Origin of the sequence: Sedimentitalea sp. (assembly GCF_039973035.1) — a bacterium.
Taxonomy (GTDB): domain Bacteria; phylum Pseudomonadota; class Alphaproteobacteria; order Rhodobacterales; family Rhodobacteraceae; genus Sedimentitalea.
Window position 1 is genome coordinate 40,868 of sequence record NZ_JBDWLR010000106.1, and the last position, 20,041, is coordinate 60,908.

17 protein-coding genes are annotated in these 20,041 nt (G+C 60.3%); all 17 read right to left on the minus strand.

What is annotated here, in order from left to right; all coding sequences use genetic code 11:
• Positions 1-27: 27 nt before the first annotated feature.
• Entirely contained in the window at positions 28-1,272 is a 1,245-nt protein-coding gene (locus ABJO75_RS28325) for an ABC transporter substrate-binding protein (protein WP_348195833.1), read from the minus strand.
• Between the two features lie 34 nt (positions 1,273-1,306).
• Complete coding sequence (locus ABJO75_RS28330; protein WP_348202946.1) at positions 1,307-2,119, minus strand: ABC transporter ATP-binding protein; 813 nt, start codon at positions 2,117-2,119, stop codon at positions 1,307-1,309.
• Between the two features lie 11 nt (positions 2,120-2,130).
• Positions 2,131-3,204, minus strand: coding sequence for a branched-chain amino acid ABC transporter permease (locus tag ABJO75_RS28335; RefSeq protein WP_348195835.1), 1,074 nt, complete (start codon positions 3,202-3,204; stop codon positions 2,131-2,133).
• A 4-nt stretch (positions 3,205-3,208) separates the two neighbouring features.
• On the minus strand, positions 3,209-4,096 hold the full coding sequence (locus tag ABJO75_RS28340; protein WP_348195836.1) for a branched-chain amino acid ABC transporter permease: 888 nt from the start codon (positions 4,094-4,096) through the stop codon (positions 3,209-3,211).
• Complete coding sequence (locus tag ABJO75_RS28345) at positions 4,097-6,016, minus strand: AMP-binding protein (RefSeq protein WP_348195837.1); 1,920 nt, start codon at positions 6,014-6,016, stop codon at positions 4,097-4,099.
• Positions 6,009-6,899 carry an ABC transporter ATP-binding protein gene (locus tag ABJO75_RS28350; RefSeq protein WP_348195838.1) on the minus strand — a complete coding sequence of 297 codons (891 nt, stop codon included), beginning with the start codon at positions 6,897-6,899 and terminating at the stop codon, positions 6,009-6,011. Before ABJO75_RS28350 ends, ABJO75_RS28345 begins: the two co-directional genes overlap by 8 nt.
• Positions 6,860-7,717, minus strand: coding sequence for an SDR family oxidoreductase (locus tag ABJO75_RS28355; protein ID WP_348195839.1), 858 nt, complete (start codon positions 7,715-7,717; stop codon positions 6,860-6,862). Before ABJO75_RS28355 ends, ABJO75_RS28350 begins: the two co-directional genes overlap by 40 nt.
• Before the next feature lie 104 nt (positions 7,718-7,821).
• Positions 7,822-8,976 carry an acyl-CoA dehydrogenase family protein gene (locus tag ABJO75_RS28360; RefSeq protein ID WP_348432690.1) on the minus strand — a complete coding sequence of 385 codons (1,155 nt, stop codon included), beginning with the start codon at positions 8,974-8,976 and terminating at the stop codon, positions 7,822-7,824.
• Positions 8,977-8,984: 8 nt separating this feature from the next.
• Entirely contained in the window at positions 8,985-10,199 is a 1,215-nt protein-coding gene (locus ABJO75_RS28365; RefSeq protein WP_348195841.1) for a CoA transferase, read from the minus strand.
• Positions 10,200-10,806: 607 nt separating this feature from the next.
• Positions 10,807-11,385, minus strand: coding sequence for a biotin transporter BioY (locus ABJO75_RS28370; RefSeq protein ID WP_348195842.1), 579 nt, complete (start codon positions 11,383-11,385; stop codon positions 10,807-10,809).
• 45 nt (positions 11,386-11,430) lie between these two features.
• Complete coding sequence (locus tag ABJO75_RS28375; protein ID WP_348195843.1) at positions 11,431-12,597, minus strand: acyl-CoA dehydrogenase family protein; 1,167 nt, start codon at positions 12,595-12,597, stop codon at positions 11,431-11,433.
• Positions 12,594-14,597, minus strand: coding sequence for a biotin carboxylase N-terminal domain-containing protein (locus tag ABJO75_RS28380; protein WP_348195844.1), 2,004 nt, complete (start codon positions 14,595-14,597; stop codon positions 12,594-12,596). Before ABJO75_RS28380 ends, ABJO75_RS28375 begins: the two co-directional genes overlap by 4 nt.
• Complete coding sequence (locus ABJO75_RS28385; protein WP_348195845.1) at positions 14,594-15,388, minus strand: crotonase/enoyl-CoA hydratase family protein; 795 nt, start codon at positions 15,386-15,388, stop codon at positions 14,594-14,596. Before ABJO75_RS28385 ends, ABJO75_RS28380 begins: the two co-directional genes overlap by 4 nt.
• A 9-nt stretch (positions 15,389-15,397) precedes the next feature.
• The gene (locus ABJO75_RS28390; protein WP_348195846.1) at positions 15,398-16,996 is read right to left on the minus strand and encodes a carboxyl transferase domain-containing protein; all 1,599 of its coding nucleotides are present in this window, start codon (positions 16,994-16,996) and stop codon (positions 15,398-15,400) included.
• 3 nt (positions 16,997-16,999) lie between these two features.
• The gene (locus tag ABJO75_RS28395; protein ID WP_348195847.1) at positions 17,000-17,629 is read right to left on the minus strand and encodes a TetR/AcrR family transcriptional regulator; all 630 of its coding nucleotides are present in this window, start codon (positions 17,627-17,629) and stop codon (positions 17,000-17,002) included.
• Positions 17,630-17,803: 174 nt separating this feature from the next.
• Positions 17,804-18,634, minus strand: coding sequence for an SDR family oxidoreductase (locus ABJO75_RS28400; protein ID WP_348195848.1), 831 nt, complete (start codon positions 18,632-18,634; stop codon positions 17,804-17,806).
• Positions 18,635-18,658: 24 nt separating this feature from the next.
• On the minus strand, positions 18,659-19,843 hold the full coding sequence (locus tag ABJO75_RS28405) for a lipid-transfer protein (RefSeq protein WP_348195849.1): 1,185 nt from the start codon (positions 19,841-19,843) through the stop codon (positions 18,659-18,661).
• Positions 19,844-20,041: the final 198 nt, after the last annotated feature.

Here is a 20,041-nt window from a genome sequence, read left to right on the forward strand (position 1 = left end):
CGCCGAACAGGCTGAATTGATGCTGCATCATTTGCCGAACTTCGATGAGCTTTCCTTTACTACCGCCCAAACTTGATCCGAATATTCGGAAAGCCAGTCAGTCTGTGGGACCCAGGCTGTGCCGTCCCACATTTCGATCCTTGTTGCTCCGCCGCCTCCGTGGTCTTGCGCGGTAACGGTGATCGGAGCCATCAATCCGTTCGCATCAAAGCCTCGTAGCGACTCTAATCCGGCACGGTAGGAATCGGGCGTTATGGGAAGCCCTTGCAGCTCAACTGCCTTGCGCGCGGCCTCGAACATGATCGAATACATCGCGAGGCCTGTATTATAGAAAACGTCCTGGGTCTTTTCGATCGGACCGTTCCCGTTGCCCTTATCATAGAGCTCGGCCATGATTTCCTTGTAGAGCGGTATGTCCTGGCCGCCGACCACATTCGTCCCGCGCTTGATGCCGATGGCGTTCTTTGCGCCGATGTTGGCGATATCTACTTCGTTCAGCCAGTTGACCGAGATATATTTGTCCATCGGGATACCGTTCCGCTTCATTTCCTTTGAAGCGACGACATGTGCACCGCCAAGCATCCAGACGACAATCTGATCGGGCTTGTCGCGGCGTATCTTGGACCAGACACCTGACTGGTCATTGCCGGGAAGCGGCACCGGGTAGAGCAGAAGCTCGAAACCTTCCTTTTCGGAAAGCGTCTTCAGAATCTCGATCGGCTCCTGGCCGAAAGGATAGTCAAAATAAACGAAGCCAACCTTGACATTCGATAAGTCGCCGTCATGCAGCTGTTTAATATATGCAATGTCATTTGCCGCTTGGCCCCAATAAGTAGGCCCGATCGGATAGACCCAATCGAAGACAGTCCCATCAACCGCGTCGCCCCGCCCAACAAGGGACTGCATGAGGACGCGTCCGTCCTCCATTGCCCGCGGCAGAACCGCAAGCGATACGGGTGTCGACAATGTATCGAATACAAACACTCCTTCGCGGCTCAACTGTTCGTAGCATTCCACGCCTCGTTGCGGTTCATTGCCGTGATCGCGCACGATCACTTCAACCGGCTCGCCTCCGATCCCGCCTTTGCGGTTCACAAGCGCTGCCAGATCTTTCGCGGCTTGAGCAACCTGCGGCGTTGCAAAGGTATAGGCCTTGCTCAGATCGTAGCAGACACCGACCCTGAATGGTTCGGCCAATGCAGCTGCAGGTATGGACATTGCCATCCCGAAGACGATGGTAGAAATAAATGCGGCACTGCTGAGTAGTTTCATGTTTACCTCCCGTAGAAACGACCGGGGCGCCCGGTCAACTCAACCACCGTTTACGCCGACTGTAATGTTTCACGTTGTGGAAATTGCTTCCCTCTTTGCCACCGAGGTAGAAGTCCTGAATGTCGGAGTTCGACTTGAGCGCCTCCGCCGTGTCATGCATGACAACTCGGCCGTTCTCGATCAGGTATCCGTCGGACACGATCTCCAGCGCCGCGAGTGCGTTTTGCTCCACAAGAAGAACTGACAAGCCCTCTTCCCGATTGATTTTCTTGATCATGTCGAAGATCTCGGCCACCAGGAACGGGGCAAGTCCAAGGCTTGGCTCGTCAAGCATCAACAGGTCCGGTTGCGTCACCAGAGCCCGGCCAATGGCGAGCATCTGCTGTTCGCCACCAGACAGATATCCCGCAAAGGAGTTGCGCCGCTCGGCCAGTCGAGGAAAATAATTGTAGATCCTGTCTTTCTCCGCATTCAACGCAGCCCTGCTCATGCCGAGTGGCGCCGCGGCGATCAGGTTTTCATCGGGTGTGAGATGTTCGAAAACGCGACGGCCTTCAATGACATGGCAAATGCCCATCTCCACTCGTTTTTGCGCGAGAGCCTCGGTGATAACGGTTCCGCCAAAACGGATCTCACCGCGGCTGATATGACCACGCTCGGCTTTCAACAGGCCGCTGATTGCCTTGAGTGTCGTGCTTTTGCCCGCCCCGTTTGACCCCAGAAGAGCAACCATCTTGCCCTTGGGAACCTCGATCGAGACGCCTTTGATTGCCAATAGAACGTTATCGTACAGCACTTCGACACTGTTCATCGACAAAATGGGCTCGGCGACAGTCTGGTCTTCCATCGACATGAATTCTATTTCCTAAGCTGATCAAACGGCCAAACCATTAGGTAATCCCGGATGTTGCCGTAGAGTTTTCCAAGACCAAGAGGTTCGATTAGAAGTATGATGACAATCAGCGCGCCGTAGACAGCGTTGGGGATATGCGCGAGTGTTTCGACGTTGAGTTGCATCCCCAACTGCTCAGAGGCGGCGACCACCACCCCGTTGACCAATCCTGGAACCAAGAGAATCAGCGCGACACCAAAATAGGATCCAATGATGCTCCCCAAACCGCCAACGATAACCATCGCCAGCGCCTGGATTGAAACCGCCACCGAGAACTGCTCCGGTGCAGCCAGGAAGAAGAAGGTCGCAACGAGCAAGGCGCCACTAACGCCGCCGATAAAGGACGACATCGCAAACGCCACGATTTTGTAGTAAAAGCTGTACACGCCCAGAATGGCAGCTGCATAATCCTTTTCGCGAACCGCAACCAAGGCGCGTCCAAGGCCGGTGCGCTTGAGGTTCAGCATGAAGATGGTGACCAACAGACACCAGGCGAGCGCCACATAGTACAGACCTGTATCCGACGTGATTTCCTGGCCAAGCAATTTCAGCGTTGGCGCCTGCAGTGAGGCATGCGAACCGCCCGAAATCGCCGGGGAGTGCGTCAGCACCCAGTCCATGATGAACTGCATGGCCAATGTCGTCAGTGCAAGATAGAGGCCCTTGGCCCGCAATGCCGCGAACGCGAACAAGCTGCCAATTACCGAAGCGGAAAGCCCGCCGATGATCAGCGCGAATTCCCACGGCACCCCAAAGCGGGCTGCGTGGATCGCCGAATATGCGCCCACCGCCATGACCGCCGCGTAACCCAAATGCAGCTGTCCCGCCCAGCCGGTCACAAGGTTCAACCCAAGCGCCGCCGAAGTCCAGATAAGCCAAGGCAACATGTAGCTGTTAACGTATAGCGACGGAGCGATAAACGGCGCGGCCACGCCAAGTATAAGGAAGGTCAGAGCCAGGTTCCGGTCAGCGGGAACCTTGTAAATACGGCTGTCCGAGATGTAATTGGTGTGATACACACCAGAAAGGCGGTAGAACATTCAATTACACCCTTTCTATGTCGTGGCGTCCGAACAAGCCGTGCGGACGGATCATGATTGTGAGAATGAGAACCGCGGCTACAATCAGTTCACGACTTCCGCCACCCACAAGCGGATCTAAGAAGTCTGCTCCGACGTTTTCGACAACGCCAAGAATGATACCCGCGACTACGGCGCCCAGGATGCTGTCGAGCCCGCCCAGCACAGCCACCGTCAGGCCTTTCAGCAGCAGCAGCGAAAGAGCTTGGTCCACACCCTGTATCTCGCCCCAAATCACCCCGGCGGAAACCGCGACAACAGATGCCAAGCCCCAGGAAAGCCCCACCCCTCGCTCAACCGAAATTCCGACTGACCATGACGCCATGTAATCGTCGGCTATCGCGCGAAGCTTGACGCCCAGGCGGGTGCGGAAGAAGAGCAGGAAGGCGGCGAGCAAGATCACCGCGACGACCGATCCGACGAGATGAATCCTGCTGATCAGGATATCCCCGAGAAACAGCGGTTCATAACTGATGCCCAGTTCCATCGATCTCGACGTCCCGCCCCAGACCGCAAGTGTTGTCCCGCGCAGGAAGATGTCGAGGCCCAGCGTAAGCATCAGGATCATCACGACAGGGCGCCCAGCAAGGCGCCGTAGCGCAACACGTTCAATTCCAAAGCCAAGTCCGAACATGATGGCGATCGCGAGCGGAATCGCCAGCCACAGCGGCATGCCGACGTCACGCGCCAATGCCAGAACGACATAGGCACCAACCATGGTCAGCCCGCCTTGGGCAAGGTTTGGCACCGAGGAAGCCTTGTAGATCAGTACAAGACCGATCGCGAAAAGCGAGTAGAGCAAACCTGTGAGGGCCCCGTTGATCGCGAGTTCAGCTAGGAAAACCGGATCCATCTATACCTCCCTGATGGGGAGGGTCCGCTCGACCTTCCCGATTTCGCCGGACTCATAAGTCACCTGGGCACTCACTCGAACTTCGCTGCGGCCATCGTAAAGCGCCCCGATCACGACGTCGTATCGAGCCTCGACCACGCTCCGGCGCAACTTGCGTGTCCGGGTTATCTCGCCGTCGTCTGGATCGAACTCCTTGGGTAGACTTACGAAGCGCTTGATTTGCAGTGGCTCGGATATCACGGCGTTCACTCGCCGAAAGGCTTCGTGAAGAAGCGTGGCAACCTCGTCGCGCTGGGAAAGATCCGCATACGAGACATAAGGCACACCATTGACCTCGGCCCAGTGCCCGACAGCATCGAAATCGATGCAAACCATCGCGGTCAATTCCTCCCGCCCGGCGCCAATCACAGCGGCATCCTTTATGTAAGGGCTGAATTTCAGGCGGTTTTCGATGTAGTTGGGCACGTAACGCTCGCCCCCTGCAGTATACATAACCTCCGAAACGCGGCCCAAGACCACAAGATGCCCGTCTTCTTCGAGATACCCGGCGTCGCCCGTGTGCAGCCACCCGCGCTTCAGAGACTCGGCCGAGGCCTCGGGGTTGTTGTAATAGCCCTCGAACACGCTTTCGGACCGCAAGAGGATCTCGCCGTCATCGGCGATTGCAACCTCTACACCCGGAGCTGGCTTGCCCACGGAGTGAAGGCGCACTTCACTCGGTGACTGGATCGTATTGATCGCGCTGTTTTCGGTCTGGCCGTAAAGCTGGCGCAACTTGATGCCGATTGCACGGTAGAAGACAAACGTATCCTCACCAATGGCTTCGCCACCGGTAAATGCGTTTTTCAGTCGATTCATGCCGAACTGGTCTTTGATCGGACCGAATATGAGTGCCTCGCCCAACAGCCGGTTCAGGGGTTCCAGCACACCGCCACCTTTGCCGGCGAGCTTGCGCGACTCCGCAGCCACCGCCCTGTTCATGAAGAATTGGTACAGCCACTTCTTCAATGGTGTCGAATTTTCAATACCGACTTGTATCGTGGTAAGGATGTTGTCCCAGCTCCTGGGCGCGGCCAGGTAGAATGTGGGGGCAACTTCGCGCATGTCTCGAATAACGGTCTCCTGCCGCTCTGGTACACTGACGGTGAAACGAAGAAGCAACGCTGCCGCGACAGTTATGGCGTAGTCGCCGACCCATGCCATCGGCAAATAGGCCAGAACCTCTTCGCCGACCTCGAACGCACCGGCGGCGAAACCATTGCGTGCTGCGGCTATAACGTTCTTCTGACTGAGAACCACGCCTTTGGGCTTACCCGTGGTACCTGACGAATGCAGGAACACCGCCGGGTCTTCCGGCTTGGTCCGGTGAATGAGTTCACCGCGCCGCTTCGGGTCTTCGTTGAGATGATGCCTGCCGACATCGGTCAGGTGTTCCCATGACATCAGCCCGTCGGCTTCATAGAATCCGAGCCCACGTTCTTCGACATATACAATATGTAGAATTCCCTTCGCTTCAGCATCGCGCAGCTCCAGGATTTTATCCACCTGTTCCTGATCTTCGGCAAAGGCGGCGACGATCTCGACCTCGCCTACAAAATGCCGGAGCTCGTCAAGCGTTACGCCGGGATAAGCGGGCATCGCGTAGGCACCGACCAACGCGAGTGCGAGCATTCCTGCGTACAAGCGCGCTCTGTTGTCACCCAAAATCAGGACTGCCTGACCGGGTTTTATGCCGATTTTTTCGAGGCCAGCCGAACACGCGAGCACTTCCTCAGTGTATTCAGCCCAACTGGTCTCTTTCCAGATACCAAGCTCCTTCTCTCGAATAGCGATATCCGATCCGTACTTGTCCGCGTTTCGCGCGAGCAGGGTTCCGATGGTTTCGGCCTCGATCGGCCGATCAAGAACAGAATCAGCCATGCGCACCACCCCCGATGTACGCTTCGATAACCCGCGGATCCTTGACGACATCCTTCGGAATGCCCCCGGCGATCATCTCGCCGTAATTGAGCGCGAGCATCCTGTCGCAAATGCCGACAATCACATCCATGTGGTGCTCAATCAGAAGAACGCTGATTCCCCGTTCGGCACGCGCATCCAGAATGAAGCGAGCCATATACCCTTTCTCCTCCTGATTCATGCCGGCCATTGGCTCATCAAGAATCAACATTCTCGGCTCCGACACCAAAGCTCGGGCGAGCTCGACCCGTTTCTTCAATCCGATGGGAAGGCCATCGACCAATTCGTTGCGAACGCTCTCGAGCTGAAGGAACTCGATCACTTCCTCGACAATCATTCGGTTCGCGATTTCCTCGCGCCGCGCCACCCACCAATAGAGCATCGTGGGAAGAACACCTGGGTGCATATGTATGTGTCTTCCCAAAAGAATGTTGTCGAGCACACTCATTCCGTTGAAGAGGGCGAGATTCTGAAACGTCCGTGCAACACCAAGTCTGGCCACCTTGTGTGGCGCCACGCCGGTGATGTCCTTTCCCGCCATGCGAACAATACCCTTGTTCGGCGGATAAAATCCCGAGATCGCATTTGTCAGCGTGGTCTTGCCGCTTCCATTCGGGCCAACAAGACCAAAAATCTCGCCATGGTTGATGGCGAGGTCCACACCGGTTACGGCGACGACACCTCCGAACCTGCGCTCGATCCCGACACATTCCAGAATCGCTTCGTCGTGGGATTGGTTTTTTTCAGGTCGCATGTACTTCATCTGCTTTGCGCTACCGGCATGTTCGAGATATCCAAAGAAATTTAAGCGATGCGGAAATAGTCTGGGCGCCCCGTCGGCCACGGATCACCCCACAACTGCTGACCACCATCGACATTCAGGACCTCTCCGGTAACGAATTTGGCGGACGGTGCAGCCAAGTAGACAACCGCTTCGGCAACGTCCCATTCGTCGCCGGCATGTCTCATCGGATTTGATTCTTCGAAGGTCGCAGCGCCTTCAGCGGTGTAATTGTGGAAACCATTGCTTTCACAACAGCCGGGAGCGACGCAGTTCACTCTGATGTTGTTGGGCGCCCATTCCACGGCGATCGATTTGGAAAGATAGATGACGCCCGCTCGCGCAGCGCAGCTGTGAGCGATCCCCGGCATGCCTCGCCAGACATCGGCGACGATGCTGATGATTGAACCCGGCCGCTTCGCCTCAATCCATCTCCGCGCCGTAGCCTGCATCATCCACCAGGTCCCGTTGAGGTTGGTGTCGATGACGGCGTTCCAACCCTTCACCGAATATTCGATGGCAGGCTGCGGGAACTGGCCGCCGGCATTGTTGACAAGGATATCGATGCCGCCCAGCTCACTCTCGGCCGCTTCTACAAACGACGTTACCTGCTCCGGATCGCGGATGGACATGGGCTGTGACAGGACTTTACCACCAAAGCCGCGCAGGCATTCTGCAGCCACAGCCAACTTCTCTTCGTTTCGGCCATTGATAGCTATGTTGGCGCCAAGCCGCGCAAACAGGACCGCAATTGCCAAGCCAAGCCCGCCGCCGGCGCCCGTGATCATGACGCCTTTGCCGGCGAAGAGATCACTCGCATACACAGTTGGTCGTTGTTTCAGGTCGTCCATCGACGACCCGAACACAGCCTTCGCCGTCATGTCTCCTCCCGTACCCATTAAGGGTCATTTTCAGAATTAATCTAACACACGTTAGAAAAGTGGTCAAGCCTGCGTCGTGCTACGCACAGAGATCAGGCTCGAAACTAATAGGACTTTGGAAGTCCGAGCGCTTTTTCCGCAATGAAAGACATCAGCATGTGAGGCGTGACAGGCACGATGTGGAACAACAGCGCTTCGCGCACGAGACGTTCAACATGGTATTCCTTGGCGTACCCAAACCCGCCAAAGGTCAATTGGGCGACTTGTGTCGCCTCGACGGCTGCCTCCGCGGCGAGGAGCTTTGCCGCATTGGCTTCCACACCGCAGGACAGTTGTGAGTCGTACAGCTCAGCAGCATGCATGACCATGAGGTTGGCTGCCTCGACTTTCGCCCAAGCTTTGGCCAGAGGATGCTGAACGCCTTGATTTTGACCAATGGGACGACCAAATACGGAGCGCTCCTTGGCATAGTCCGCTGCGCGCATGATCGCGTTGCGCGCGATGCCGATACATTCGCCGGCCACCAGGATGCGTTCGGGATTCAGGCCATGAAGTATCTGACGAAAACCCTGCCCTTCTTCGCCAATCAGGTCATTGGCCGGAACCGGCAGCCCGTCGATGAATACTTCATTGGAATCAACCGCCTTGCGACCCATCTTTTCGATCTCGCGCACATCAACGAATGTCCGGTCGAGATCGGTATAGAACAGACTCAGTCCCTCGGTTGGCTTCTCAACATCCTCGAGCCGCGTTGTCCGCGCCAGAAGTAACATTTTGTCGGCAACCTGTGCGGTCGAGATCCATACCTTTTGACCATGCACCACATAGTGATCCCCCTTTTTCACCGCCATGGTCCTGAGCTTGGTGGTGTCGAGGCCCGTAGTCGGTTCGGTTACCGCAAAACACGCCTTCTCCCGCCCTTCGATCAGGGGCTTCAGCATCCGTGCTTTCTGCTCAGCCGTTCCGAATTTCACGACCGGATTGAGCCCGAAAATGTTCATGTGGATGGCGGAAGCGGCGCTGGCGCCGCCGCCCGATTCTGCGATCGCCTGCATCATGACCGTTGCTTCTGTGATCCCCAATCCCGCGCCGCCGACCGCCTCGGGCATCGCGATCCCCAGCCAACCACCTTGCGCCATGGCCAGGTGCAAATCGTGCGGAAAGCCTCCCTTGCTGTCCCGTTCAAGCCAGTACTCGTCGTCGAAACGCGCGCAAATCCGCAGAATACTTTCGCGGATTTCGCTCTGTTGCTCAGACATCCTGAATGTCATGTCCGTTCCTCCTCAAGGGCGGTCTCAATACATCCTGTCCTCGCCAGATCTGCGATTTGTACGTCATCATAACCAAGCGCCTCCAGCACGGCGGCGGTATCCGCCCCTCTCGGGCGGCCGAGCCAGCGCAAGACACCTGGTGTAATGCTGAAATGCGGGACCGGACCGACAACATGTGTCGGGTCGCCTTCTACCGAGGCTATATCGCCCCGATGGCAAATCTGCGGATGGTCGATTATCTGCTCGACCGATAAAACGGGAGCTGCCACCGCATCGTGACGTTCGAACTCCACTTGAACCTCTGAGAAATCACGTGCCGTGATGTAGGCGTTCAGCGTGTCAAACACCTCCGTCATGTGTTGTGACATGCTGTGCAGGCTCGCAAATCTCGGATCGTCGGCCAAGGAATCGCCGCCAACCGCGCGCAGGAGACGCCGCGCTGTTTCGGCACTGCCGGCCGAAACAGTGACCCATATTCCGTCGCGTGTGCGGAACATTCCGCCCGGCGCAAAATCCATTGGCTGTCGTAATCCATTGCGGATCGGCGCGATGCCGGCGCCCGTCGCCGCCGGGACATGATAATCGATCAGTCGCAAGAGCGCCTCGAAAACGGCCAGATCCACGACCTGCCCGCGCACCACACCGCGTTCCCGCGCATATAGCGCGATCATCAGCCCAAGCGCCCCCATCAACCCCGTCGTGCTGTCAGCGGCGGGAAACCCCGGGTGCATCGGCGAACCATCGGCAAATCCGGTCAGATGCGCCAGGCCGCTCATCGCCTCCGCCGCGCGCCCGAATGCAGGCGTATCGCGCATCGGGCCATCCTGGCCGTATCCCGACACTCTAAGGATCACAAGATCGGGATTCCAACCGTGCAGCACCTCGGGCCCGATCCCGGCGCGCTCCAAAACGCCAGGCCGGAAGTTTTCGACCAGGACATCCGAGCGTTCCACAAGCTTGCGGAGTACCTTCAGCCCCTCTTCGCTTTTCCAGTCGAGACCAAGGATTTGCTTGTTGCGCGCAAGGGTCTTCCACCACACCCCCACGCCATCGATCGCCGTGGGGCCCAGGTCACGCATCATGTCCGGACGTCCCGGCGTCTCCACCTTGACGACCTTCGCTCCAAAGTCGGAAAGCAGAGAAGCGGCAAGCGGTCCGGCGATAACATGCCCGAGTTCAACGATGCGGAGGTTCTCCAGTGGCCCAACCATTATTCCGACCTTTCGCTCGAGGCAGCTTCCAATCACCTTATTCTAACATCTGTTAGATTCTCAAGTCATCATCCAGCCGAACGCAAAAAATTCGTGACACAATTGCCCGCTGCGCCTCAAATAGCCTGCCAGTCGCCCTGCCGCGCGGTTCCGGTGGGCATTCAGATCAAGGTAGCCACCACGCAAGACCCAGACTGCCGCTGTGATCTCCCGTTGGATGCAATGGCACGACCTCTTGGCTTCGTTTCGGCAGAGCGACGTTTCCGCTTCGAGGATATTTACGGGCGTATGAGGACGTGCGGCTCGATGGAAATGTCGTGTCGGCAAGGTTAAAAAGCTCGTCCGACGATCTGTTGGGTGACAACTCCGCTCAAAGACGATTCTCCAATCCATTCAGATCATCAATAAGTCGGATCGGCCGCGGTTACAGTTCCAAGAAAAGGCGCTGCGGCGGTGTGAACCAGAGTCGGGGCACGCTGACCCTTCGTTACACGGCCGCTGCAGCTACCGATATGAACAGACGCCTCATCTCATCTTGGTTATCGCGCGTAGGCGAGTTTGGCAATCAGACAGCAACTGACCTTTGTGCAACTCGCCAATCAGATAACTACCTGATCCTCCGCATCACATGAGAATCGCGGAATATCATGAACAGGACGCAGGCAATCGCGGCTTTTGTGACATCCCCGGATACGAACGGATACAGGCCGGCGGCGAGCAGCTTTTCATCATAACCGAGGAAGCTCCCCAGCCAGGCAAGTCCCGGCATGTAAATGGCAATCGAACCCGAAAGGACAGCCAGAAAGGCGCCGGACACAGGTCGAGTCCCGCTCAATCTCTGCGCAACGAAGCCGGATACAACTGCGCAAAGCAAGAACCCAATCAGATAGCCGCCAGTTGGCCCAAGAAGATAGGCTGGACCGGCGACGGCAGGCGGCGTGCCCGCGAACACCGGAAGCCCCATCAGACCCTCAAAGAGATAAACCGCCACGGTCGCGCCGGCGCGAACCGGTCCGAGGAACAGCCCCAGACAGAGGACCACGAGAGTTTGGGTTGTCATAGGCACCGGGTAAAACGGCACCACGACTTTGGCGGAGATTGCAAGAAGAAGTGTACCTAGAATGATAACGCCGACATCGCGAGCGAGGCTCATTACAGACCGCTGGTTTCCTGCTTCAATAAGCATGCCGTTCTTCCTTTCAATAGTTTCCCATAACTATGGCGTGTTCATTCACATCCGCTTGGCGACTTCTTCCAGCATGACTTCGCTGGCGCCGCCGCCAATGGCCTGAACGCGGGCATCGCGCGACATGCGTTCCACCGGTGTTTCGCGCATGTAGCCCATGCCGCCATGGAACTGGACACAGTCGTAGAGCACGCTGTTCACCAGTTCGCCGCAATAGGCCTTGACCATCGAGACCTCTTTCACGCAGTCACGGCCCGCCGCGTCCAGACCCGCGGCGTGATAGACAAGCTGACGTCCTGCCGCAATCCGCGTCTGACAGTCGGCCAGGCGTTGACGCACCACTTGCTTGTCCCACAAAACGCCGCCAAAGGCCTTGCGCTGCTTGACATAATCCACCGTCATGTCCAGCGCGGTCTGCGCCTCTGCGCAGGCCATTGCGCCCAGCACGATGCGTTCGTTCTGGAAGTTCTTCATCACCGAGTAAAAACCCCGGTTGACCTCGCCCAGCACGTTCTCGGCCGGCACGCGCACATCCTCGAAGATCAGCTCGGCCGTGTCCGAGCACAGCCAGCCGGTCTTGTTCAGCGCCCGGCCGATCGAAAAGCCCGGTGTACCCTTTTCGATCGCGAACATGGTGATCCCGCGCGAACCCTTGGCATCGGGGTCGGTCTTGGCCCCGACAAAGTAAAGGTCACCATGAACGCCGTTGGTGATGAACATCTTGGTGCCGTTCAGCACCCAGTCCGACCCGTCCTGCACCGCGCGGGTGCGCATGCCGGCCACGTCGGATCCCGCGCCCGGTTCGGTCACGGCAACGGCGGTGATCTTTTCACCCGAGGTGATCGACGGCATCCAGCGCGCCTTCTGTTCGGGCGTACCGGCGTTCTCCAGATGCGGCGAGGCCATGTCGGTATGCACCAGAACCGTGGCCGAGAAGCCGCCGAAGGTGGAACGCCCCACCTCTTCGGCCAGCATCACGCTAGCCATCACATCGAGGCCCGCGCCGCCGTATCGTTCGTCATAGCGCATGCCGAGCACGCCCAGATCGCCCATCCGGCGCAACACGTCGCGCGGTACCATGCCGTCCCTTTCCCAGGCGTCGGCCTTGGCCGTCACCTCGGTCTCGATGAAGCGCCGTAACTGGCCGCGGATCATCTCGAGGTCATCGCTGAACGGCCCGCCGGCGGAGGTGATTGCATCCTGTCTGTTCATCTCTTGTCCTCCGGATCGAGTTTGACGAGGGGGGCGTGCCCGGCGACGGTGTCGCCCGGCGCGCAATAGATTTCAGCCACAACGCCCGCGACCTGCGCGCGCAGGCTCTGCAAGAGCTTCATCGCTTCCAGCACCACCAGCGTGTCGCCGGCGGCGACATGGTCGCCGGGCGCGACGCGAATCTCGGCCACGGCGCCCGGCATCGGCGCCACCAGGGTGTCGACTCCGGCGGGCCCGCCCGCCGCGCGGCTCAGGTGCCGGCCCTCCAGCGTGCGCAGGTCCGTCGCTATCATCCCGGCGGGGGTTTGCAGATGCACCCGCCAACGATCGCCGGCGCGTTCGACATGGGCTATGCGCGAGAACGGGACGCCGCCGATACGTCCGTGCAGGCGGTCCCCGGCCAAGGCGGCGGCCTCGGCAGCGACCGTTTGGCCGTCCGGCAGCCCGGCGGCAAGCTCTGCCCCTGAGCCGGTCATGCGGATCGGCTCTTCATTGGCTGTGTCCCAATAAGATACCGCGCCGGCTCGCCCTGCGGGCGCGGTGAGCCGCCATGACCCGAGGCTTTCCCATGGCGATGCGCCCGCCGGGGCGAGATGCAGATGCAACGCCATCGCGGCGAGCGCCATGTCCTGCGCCTCGGGGGCCGGGTGCGTCCAGCCGTCGGGGAACATCTCGGCCAGGCCCGACGTGTGATGCCGGAACGCCCGGAAATCGGGATGGATCAGAAGCGCGCGCTGATAGGCCAGGTTCAGGCCGACGCCCCCGACGGCAAAAGCATCGATCGCGGTGATCGCCCGGCGGATCGCCCCGGCCCGGTCCGGCGCGTGGACGATCAGCTTGGCAATCATGGAATCGTAGTGGTGGCCGACGACCGAACCGCACTCTACTCCCGTATCCAGCCGCACGCCTGAGGGCGGCGCCCAAAGGGTGATCTGGCCCGTTTCGGGGCGGAAATTTTCGCCCGGGTTTTCGGCGGCGATGCGGATTTCAATTGCGTGCCCGTCGAATTGCACATCCGATTGCGCCAGTGTCAGCGGCTCGCCCCGCGCGATGCGCAACTGCCATTCGACCAGGTCGATGCCGGTGATCGCCTCGGTCACGGGGTGTTCCACCTGCAAGCGGGTGTTCATCTCGAGGAAGTAGTATTCGCCACGGGCCAGATCATAGAGGTATTCCACAGTGCCGGCAGAGCGGTAGCCGATTGCCTGCGCCAGCCGCACCGCCGCGGCGCGCATGTCGTCGCGCACAGCCTCGGGAAGATCGGCGGCGGGGGCTTCTTCGATCAGCTTTTGGTGGTTGCGTTGCAGCGAGCAATCGCGGTCGCCCAGATGCAGCACGGTGCCGTGGGTATCGCCGAGCACCTGCACTTCGACGTGGCGGACACGGGGCGCATAGCGTTCGAGGAACACCGCCGGATCGCCGAAGGCGCCTTTCGCCTCGGCCCGAGCTGATGCAATCGCCCCGGGGGCGTCGCCCAGGTCGGTGACAAGCCGCATCCCGCGCCCGCCGCCGCCCGCGCTGGCCTTGACCAGAAACGGCGTGCCAAGCGCCTTGGCCTCTTCCAGCAATCGCGCGTCGGACTGACCTTCGCCGCGATAGCCCGGCAGCACAGGCACACCTGCGGCTTCGGCGGCGGCCTTGGCCTCGATTTTGGATCCCATGCGGGCGATCGCGTCAGGTCCCGGCCCGATGAACACGAGGCCCGCCGCCTCGACCGCAGCGGCGAAACCGGCATTCTCAGACAAAAAGCCATAGCCCGGATGCACCGCCCCTGCCCCGGCCGCACGGGCGGCGTCCAGGATGGCATCGACGTTCAAATAGCTTTCCGACGGCGCGGCCCCGCCAATGCACAGGGCGTGATCGGCCTCGGTCACGAAGGGCGCGTCGCGGTCGGCCTCCGAAAACACCGCCACGCTTTCCAGCCCCAGCTTGCGGCACCCGCGCTGGATGCGGCGGGCGATCTCGCCCCGGTTGGCGATCAGGACGCGAGTGAAACTCATTTGACCCGCCATGACGGGATGGCTTTGTTGATAAAGCTGTTGATCCCCTCGATGCCTTCCTCCGTCTCCCAGGCATCGGCCAGCCGGTCGGCGGTGTAGATCATGTTGGTTTCCAGATCGTGGGACGCGACATAGGCGACCAGCGCCTTGGTATCGGCCACGGCGCCAGGGGCGGCCTGCAGATGATCATGCACCACTTTCTCAACCGCTGCATCCAACTGATCGGCGGCCACGACTTCGGTCAACAGACCGATCCGTTCGGCGCGTGTGCTGTCGAAGAGCGCCCCGGAGAGCATGGTTTCGCGGGAATGCACCTTGCCGATGCGGGCCACGACGTAGGGCGAGATGTTGGCCGGCAGCAGGCCGAGCCTGACCTCGGTCAGACCGAACCGCGCGCCTTCGGCACCGATCGTGTAGTCGCAGACCGAAATCATGCCGACCCCGCCGCCATAGGCCGGTCCGTTGATCTTTCCGATCAGCGGTTTGGGCAGGGTATCAAGGCGGCGCAGCAAACGCGCCAGCGTGGCGCTCTGGTCCACCCGCTCGGCGCGCGATTTTTCGACGTTGGAGGCGAACCAGTTGAAATCCCCCCCGGCACAGAAGCTTTTGCCGTTGCCGGTCAGCACCACGACGCGCACCGTGTCATCGGCGGCCAGCTTCACGGCTGCGCCGTAAAGTTCGGCGATCAGATCGCCGTTCAGGGCATTGTGCTTGTCCGGGCGGTTCAGCGTTACCGTGGCGACGCCGCGCGCATCCGTTTCGACAAGGATCGTTTCATGGCTCTCGGTCACGTCCGGCCCTCACATTCTGAACACGGGGGTATGGCGCCTGGCCTCGGGCACCGAAGAGACAATGGCCAGGCAAAGCCCGAGGATGTCGCGTGTCTGGCCCGGTTCGATCAGCCCGTCATCCCAAAGCCGCGAAGTGGCGTAATAGGGATCGGACTGTTCGCCATACTGGGCGCGCACCTCAGCCTCGATCTTCGCAAGGTCGGCCGCCAGCTTTTCCGGCTCGCCCCCCTTATGGCGGCGCAGTTCCAGCATCACGTTGGTGGCGATGTCGGCGGACATGGTGGCAAGTTCCGCCGTGGGCCAGGCAAAGAGGAAATTCGGCGCGAAACCGCGCCCGCACATGCCGTAGTTTCCGGCCCCGTATGAGCCGCCCAGCAGAACCGACAGGCGCGGCACCTTGGCAACGGACATGGCATAGACCAGCTTGGCGCTGTCCTTGGCGATACCGCCGCGCTCGGCCTCGGTGCCGACCATGAAACCTGAGATGTTATGCAGGAACAGAAGCGGGATATTGCGCTGATCGCACATCGACACGAATTGCGCACCTTTCAGCGAACTGTCGGACAAAAGCGCCCCGTTGTTGGCCAGGATACCAACGCGATAGCCGTGGATGCGCGCCGTACCGCAAACCAGCGTTTCGCCCCATCCCGGCTTGAACTCGCGGAACTCGCCCGCGTCGATCATCCGCAACAGCACCTCGCGCATGTCATAGGGCTGTTTGCGGTCGGCGCTGATCACGCCAAGCAGCTCTTCAGGATCGTGGGCGGGCGCTTCGGGGGGCTGGTCCGGATGCATCTGGCGCGACTGGCCCAGTTCGGCCACGATGTCGCGCATAAGTGCCAATGCGTGGTACTCATCTTCGGCCAGATGGTCGGACACCCCCGAAACGCGCGAATGCATCTCGGCTCCGCCCAGCGTTTCGCCATCGACCTCTTCGTTGATCGCCACCTTGACGATCGACGGCCCGCCCAGATGGATGCGCGCGTTGCCGCGCACCATGATGACCTCGTCCGACAGCGCCGGGATATAGGCCCCGCCCGCCGTGCAGCCGCCAAACACGGCCGAGATCTGCGGCAGGCCGCTGGCGGACATGTTGGTCTGGCGATAAAAGGAATTGCCGAAATGGCGGGCATCGGGAAAGACCCGGTCCTGTTCAGGCAGATAGGCCCCGCCGCAATCCACCAGATAGAGACAGGGCAGCCGGTTTTCAGCCGCGATTTCCTGGGCGCGGATGTGTTTTTGGACTGTCTCGTGGTAGAAGGAGCCGCCCTTCACGGTGGCATCATTGGCGATCATCATGCAGGGCAACCCGTGGACGATGCCGATGCCGGTGACGATCCCGGCGCCGGGCACCTCGCCCCCGTATTGCCCGTAAGCGGCCAGCGACGACAGTTCCAGAAACGCGGTGCCGGGATCGACCAGCAGGTCGATCCGTTCCCGCACCAGAAGCTTGCCGCGCTTGCGGTGCCGCGCGACCATATCGGGACGTCCGCCCGCCGTTGCCGCGGCGACGCGGTCGCGTAGGGTCTGGACCCGCGCGCGCTGCGCCGCGTGGTTGCGGGTAAAGACTTCGGATGCGGTCAGTACCGCGGTTTCAAGTCGCGCCAACCCTCAACCCCCGGTATCGTCTAGGATGCCGTGCAGGAACACATCGGCATAGGATTGCGATAGCGCGCTGGCGCTGCCGCGTTTCGGATCGAACCATTCCAGCGTGGCATTGAGAGCGCCGATCAGCATCAGGCGCAGGCGGCGGATGTCTACATCCGGTTTCAGCGCTCCCTTGTCGCGGAGCCGCGCCAGCAGGCTGTCCCACTCGGCCTCGTAGGCGCGGCGCGTGGGAAGGTTGGCATCGCGGACCGATTGTGGAACCTGCCCGAAGATGCGCACATTGGCCGAGGAATAATCGCTGACATCCAGAAGCGCGCGCAGATGCGCCTCGATCGCGGCGCGCAGGACGGCCTCGGCGCTTGCGCCGGCCGGCTGCGCCGACACCGCCTGGCGCATCCGGTCGTGAACCGCTTGGATGCCGGCATCGAGGATCGCCGCAACGATCTCGTCCTTAGAGCCGAAATGGTAATATATGCTGCCCGCCTTGATCCCGGCGGCATCGGCGATTTTTCTGAGCGATACGGACCCGTAGCCCTGTTCACGGAAAAGCCGCGCCGCAATATCCAGCACGCCATCCCGCCCGACCGCGCTGCGCGATGTCTCGTTGACCTTGCTCGCGTGGGTATCAGCCATGGGTCTTCATTTTACCTCAACACCTAACTAACGACTGTTAGGCACATGAAGCCAGTGAGTCAACCGTCCTGAACGTTTTGGATTGGAGTTTGGAAAAATCCGAGCAAACCTCTTATGGCCGCCCGGACGAGCACGTTCTTCAATGGACCCGATTACAGGGCCCGGGTCGAAGTTCTAGATCACGAACCCGCCGCCACAAATAATGTGCTGGCCCGAGATAAAGTTCGATTCCGGCGAGCAGAACAGATAGACGGCGCCGGCGGCCTCCTGCGGCGTGCCCACACGACCCAGCGGAATCATCCGCTCCATCTGCGACAGAAGATCGGGATTCACGCCGACCTTGATCTCCTTGTCCTCGACCTTGATCGTGCTGTCGCCTTTTGCACTGCCTTCGGTCAGGCGGGTGCGGATCGGACCGAACGCCACCGCGTTCACATTCACCTTGTAGCGCCCCCATTCCTTGGCCATCGTCCGGGTGACCCCCAGAATGCCTGCCTTGGCGGCGGAATAGTTGATCTGACCGGCATTGCCGCCGGTCCCCGCGATGGACGAAATGTTAACCACTTTGCGGAACACTTCCTGCCCGGCGGCGGCTTCTTCCTTGGCCTTGGCGCTGATCACCGGCTGGGCGGCGCGCAGGATCTTGAAGGGTGCCGTCAGGTGGACGTCGATGATCGCCTGCCACTGTTCGTCGGACATCTTCTGAACGACGCTGTCCCAAGTGTAGCCTGCGTTGTTCACGATGATATCGAGCCCGCCGAAGCTGTCTACGCCGGTCTTGATGAACCGTTCGGCGAACCCGCCTTCGGTGACGCTACCGGCGCAGACCACGGCCTCGGCACCCATCGCGCGCACCGCCTCGGCGGTTTCATTGGCCGGATCGGCGTCCAGATCGTTGATCACCACGCGCGCCCCTTCCGAGGCCAGTTTCAGCGCGATTTCCCGGCCGATCCCCCGGCCCGACCCCGAAACCAGCGCCACGCGCCCGTCGAGTTTTCCCGTCATGACGTCTCCTCCCGATCCGTTTCGTCAGGCTTTTTCATAAAGCGTGGTCACGCAGGCCCCGCCGAGGCCCAGATTGTGCTGCAGCGCCAGGCGCGCGCCGTCGACCTGGCGCGCATCGGCCTGGCCGCGCAGCTGCTGGACAAGCTCGGTGCATTGCGCAAGGCCGGTCGCCCCCAGCGGATGCCCCTTGGACAACAGACCGCCGGACGGGTTGGTCACGTATTTGCCGCCATAGGTGTTGTCGCCATCATCGACGAATTTCGCCGCATCGCCGCGCCCGCAAAGGCCGAGCGCCTCGTAGGTGATCAGCTCGTTATGGGCAAAGCAGTCGTGCAGCTCGACCACGTCTATATCCTGCGGCCCGATGCCCGCCGCCTCGTAGACCTGATCGGCCGCGCGCTTGGCCATCGAGAAGCCGACCACCTCGCGCATGTCATGGGCGTTGAAGGTCTCGGGGCCGTCCGTCGTCATCGCCTGCGCCGCGATCCGCACCGAGCTGTCGAGCCCGTGTCTGTCGGCGAACTCCTTGGAGCAGATGATCGCCGCGGCCGCGCCACAGGTGGGCGGGCAGGCCATCAGCCTTGTCATCACGCCCGGCCAGACGACCTGGGCCGCCATGACTTCTTCGGGCGTCACTTCCTGCCGGAACAGGGCAACCGGGTTCCTGGCGGCGTGGCGGCTGGCCTTGGCGCGGATCTTGGCGAAGGTTTCCAGCGTCGTGCCGAACTCCTCCATATGCGCCTTGCCGGCGCCGCCGAAATAGCGCAGCGCCAGCGGGATCTCCGGGTTGCCCACGAGATCGTCGGTTTCCTCGTCGAACGAGGCGAAGGGGCTGACCCGGTCGTGGAACATCGCGCCGATCGCGCCGGGCTGCATCTGCTCGAAACCCAGCGCCAGGGCGCAGTCCACAGCGCCGCTCTCGACCGCTTGGCGCGCCAGAAACAGCGCCGAGGATCCGGTCGAGCAGTTGTTGTTCACGTTCACGACCGGAATTCCGGTCATGCCGACCTGATACAGCGACCGTTGGCCGCAGGTGCTGTCGCCATAAACATAGCCCACATAGGCCTGCTGCACCTTGTCATAGTCGAGCCCCGCATCGGCCAACGCGGCGCGCGTGGCAGTCGCGGCCATCACGTCATAGCTTTCCGATTTCCCAGGTTTCTGGAACGGGACCATCCCGACGCCGGCGACATACGCTTTGTCCTTCATTTCTCTCGCTCCCTTTTCGTTCGGGCACTCCGATACCGGCGCCACGCATTTTCTATCAATTGTTAGATTTTTAGATGCCGGAATGAAGTCGTGTCAATATCCTACATTAGGGCGCGACGTGCTTGAACATTTTTCTAACAACTGTTTGGATAACGTCGCATGAGCCAATCAAGGATACGGTTTGGCGCTTTATGGTAA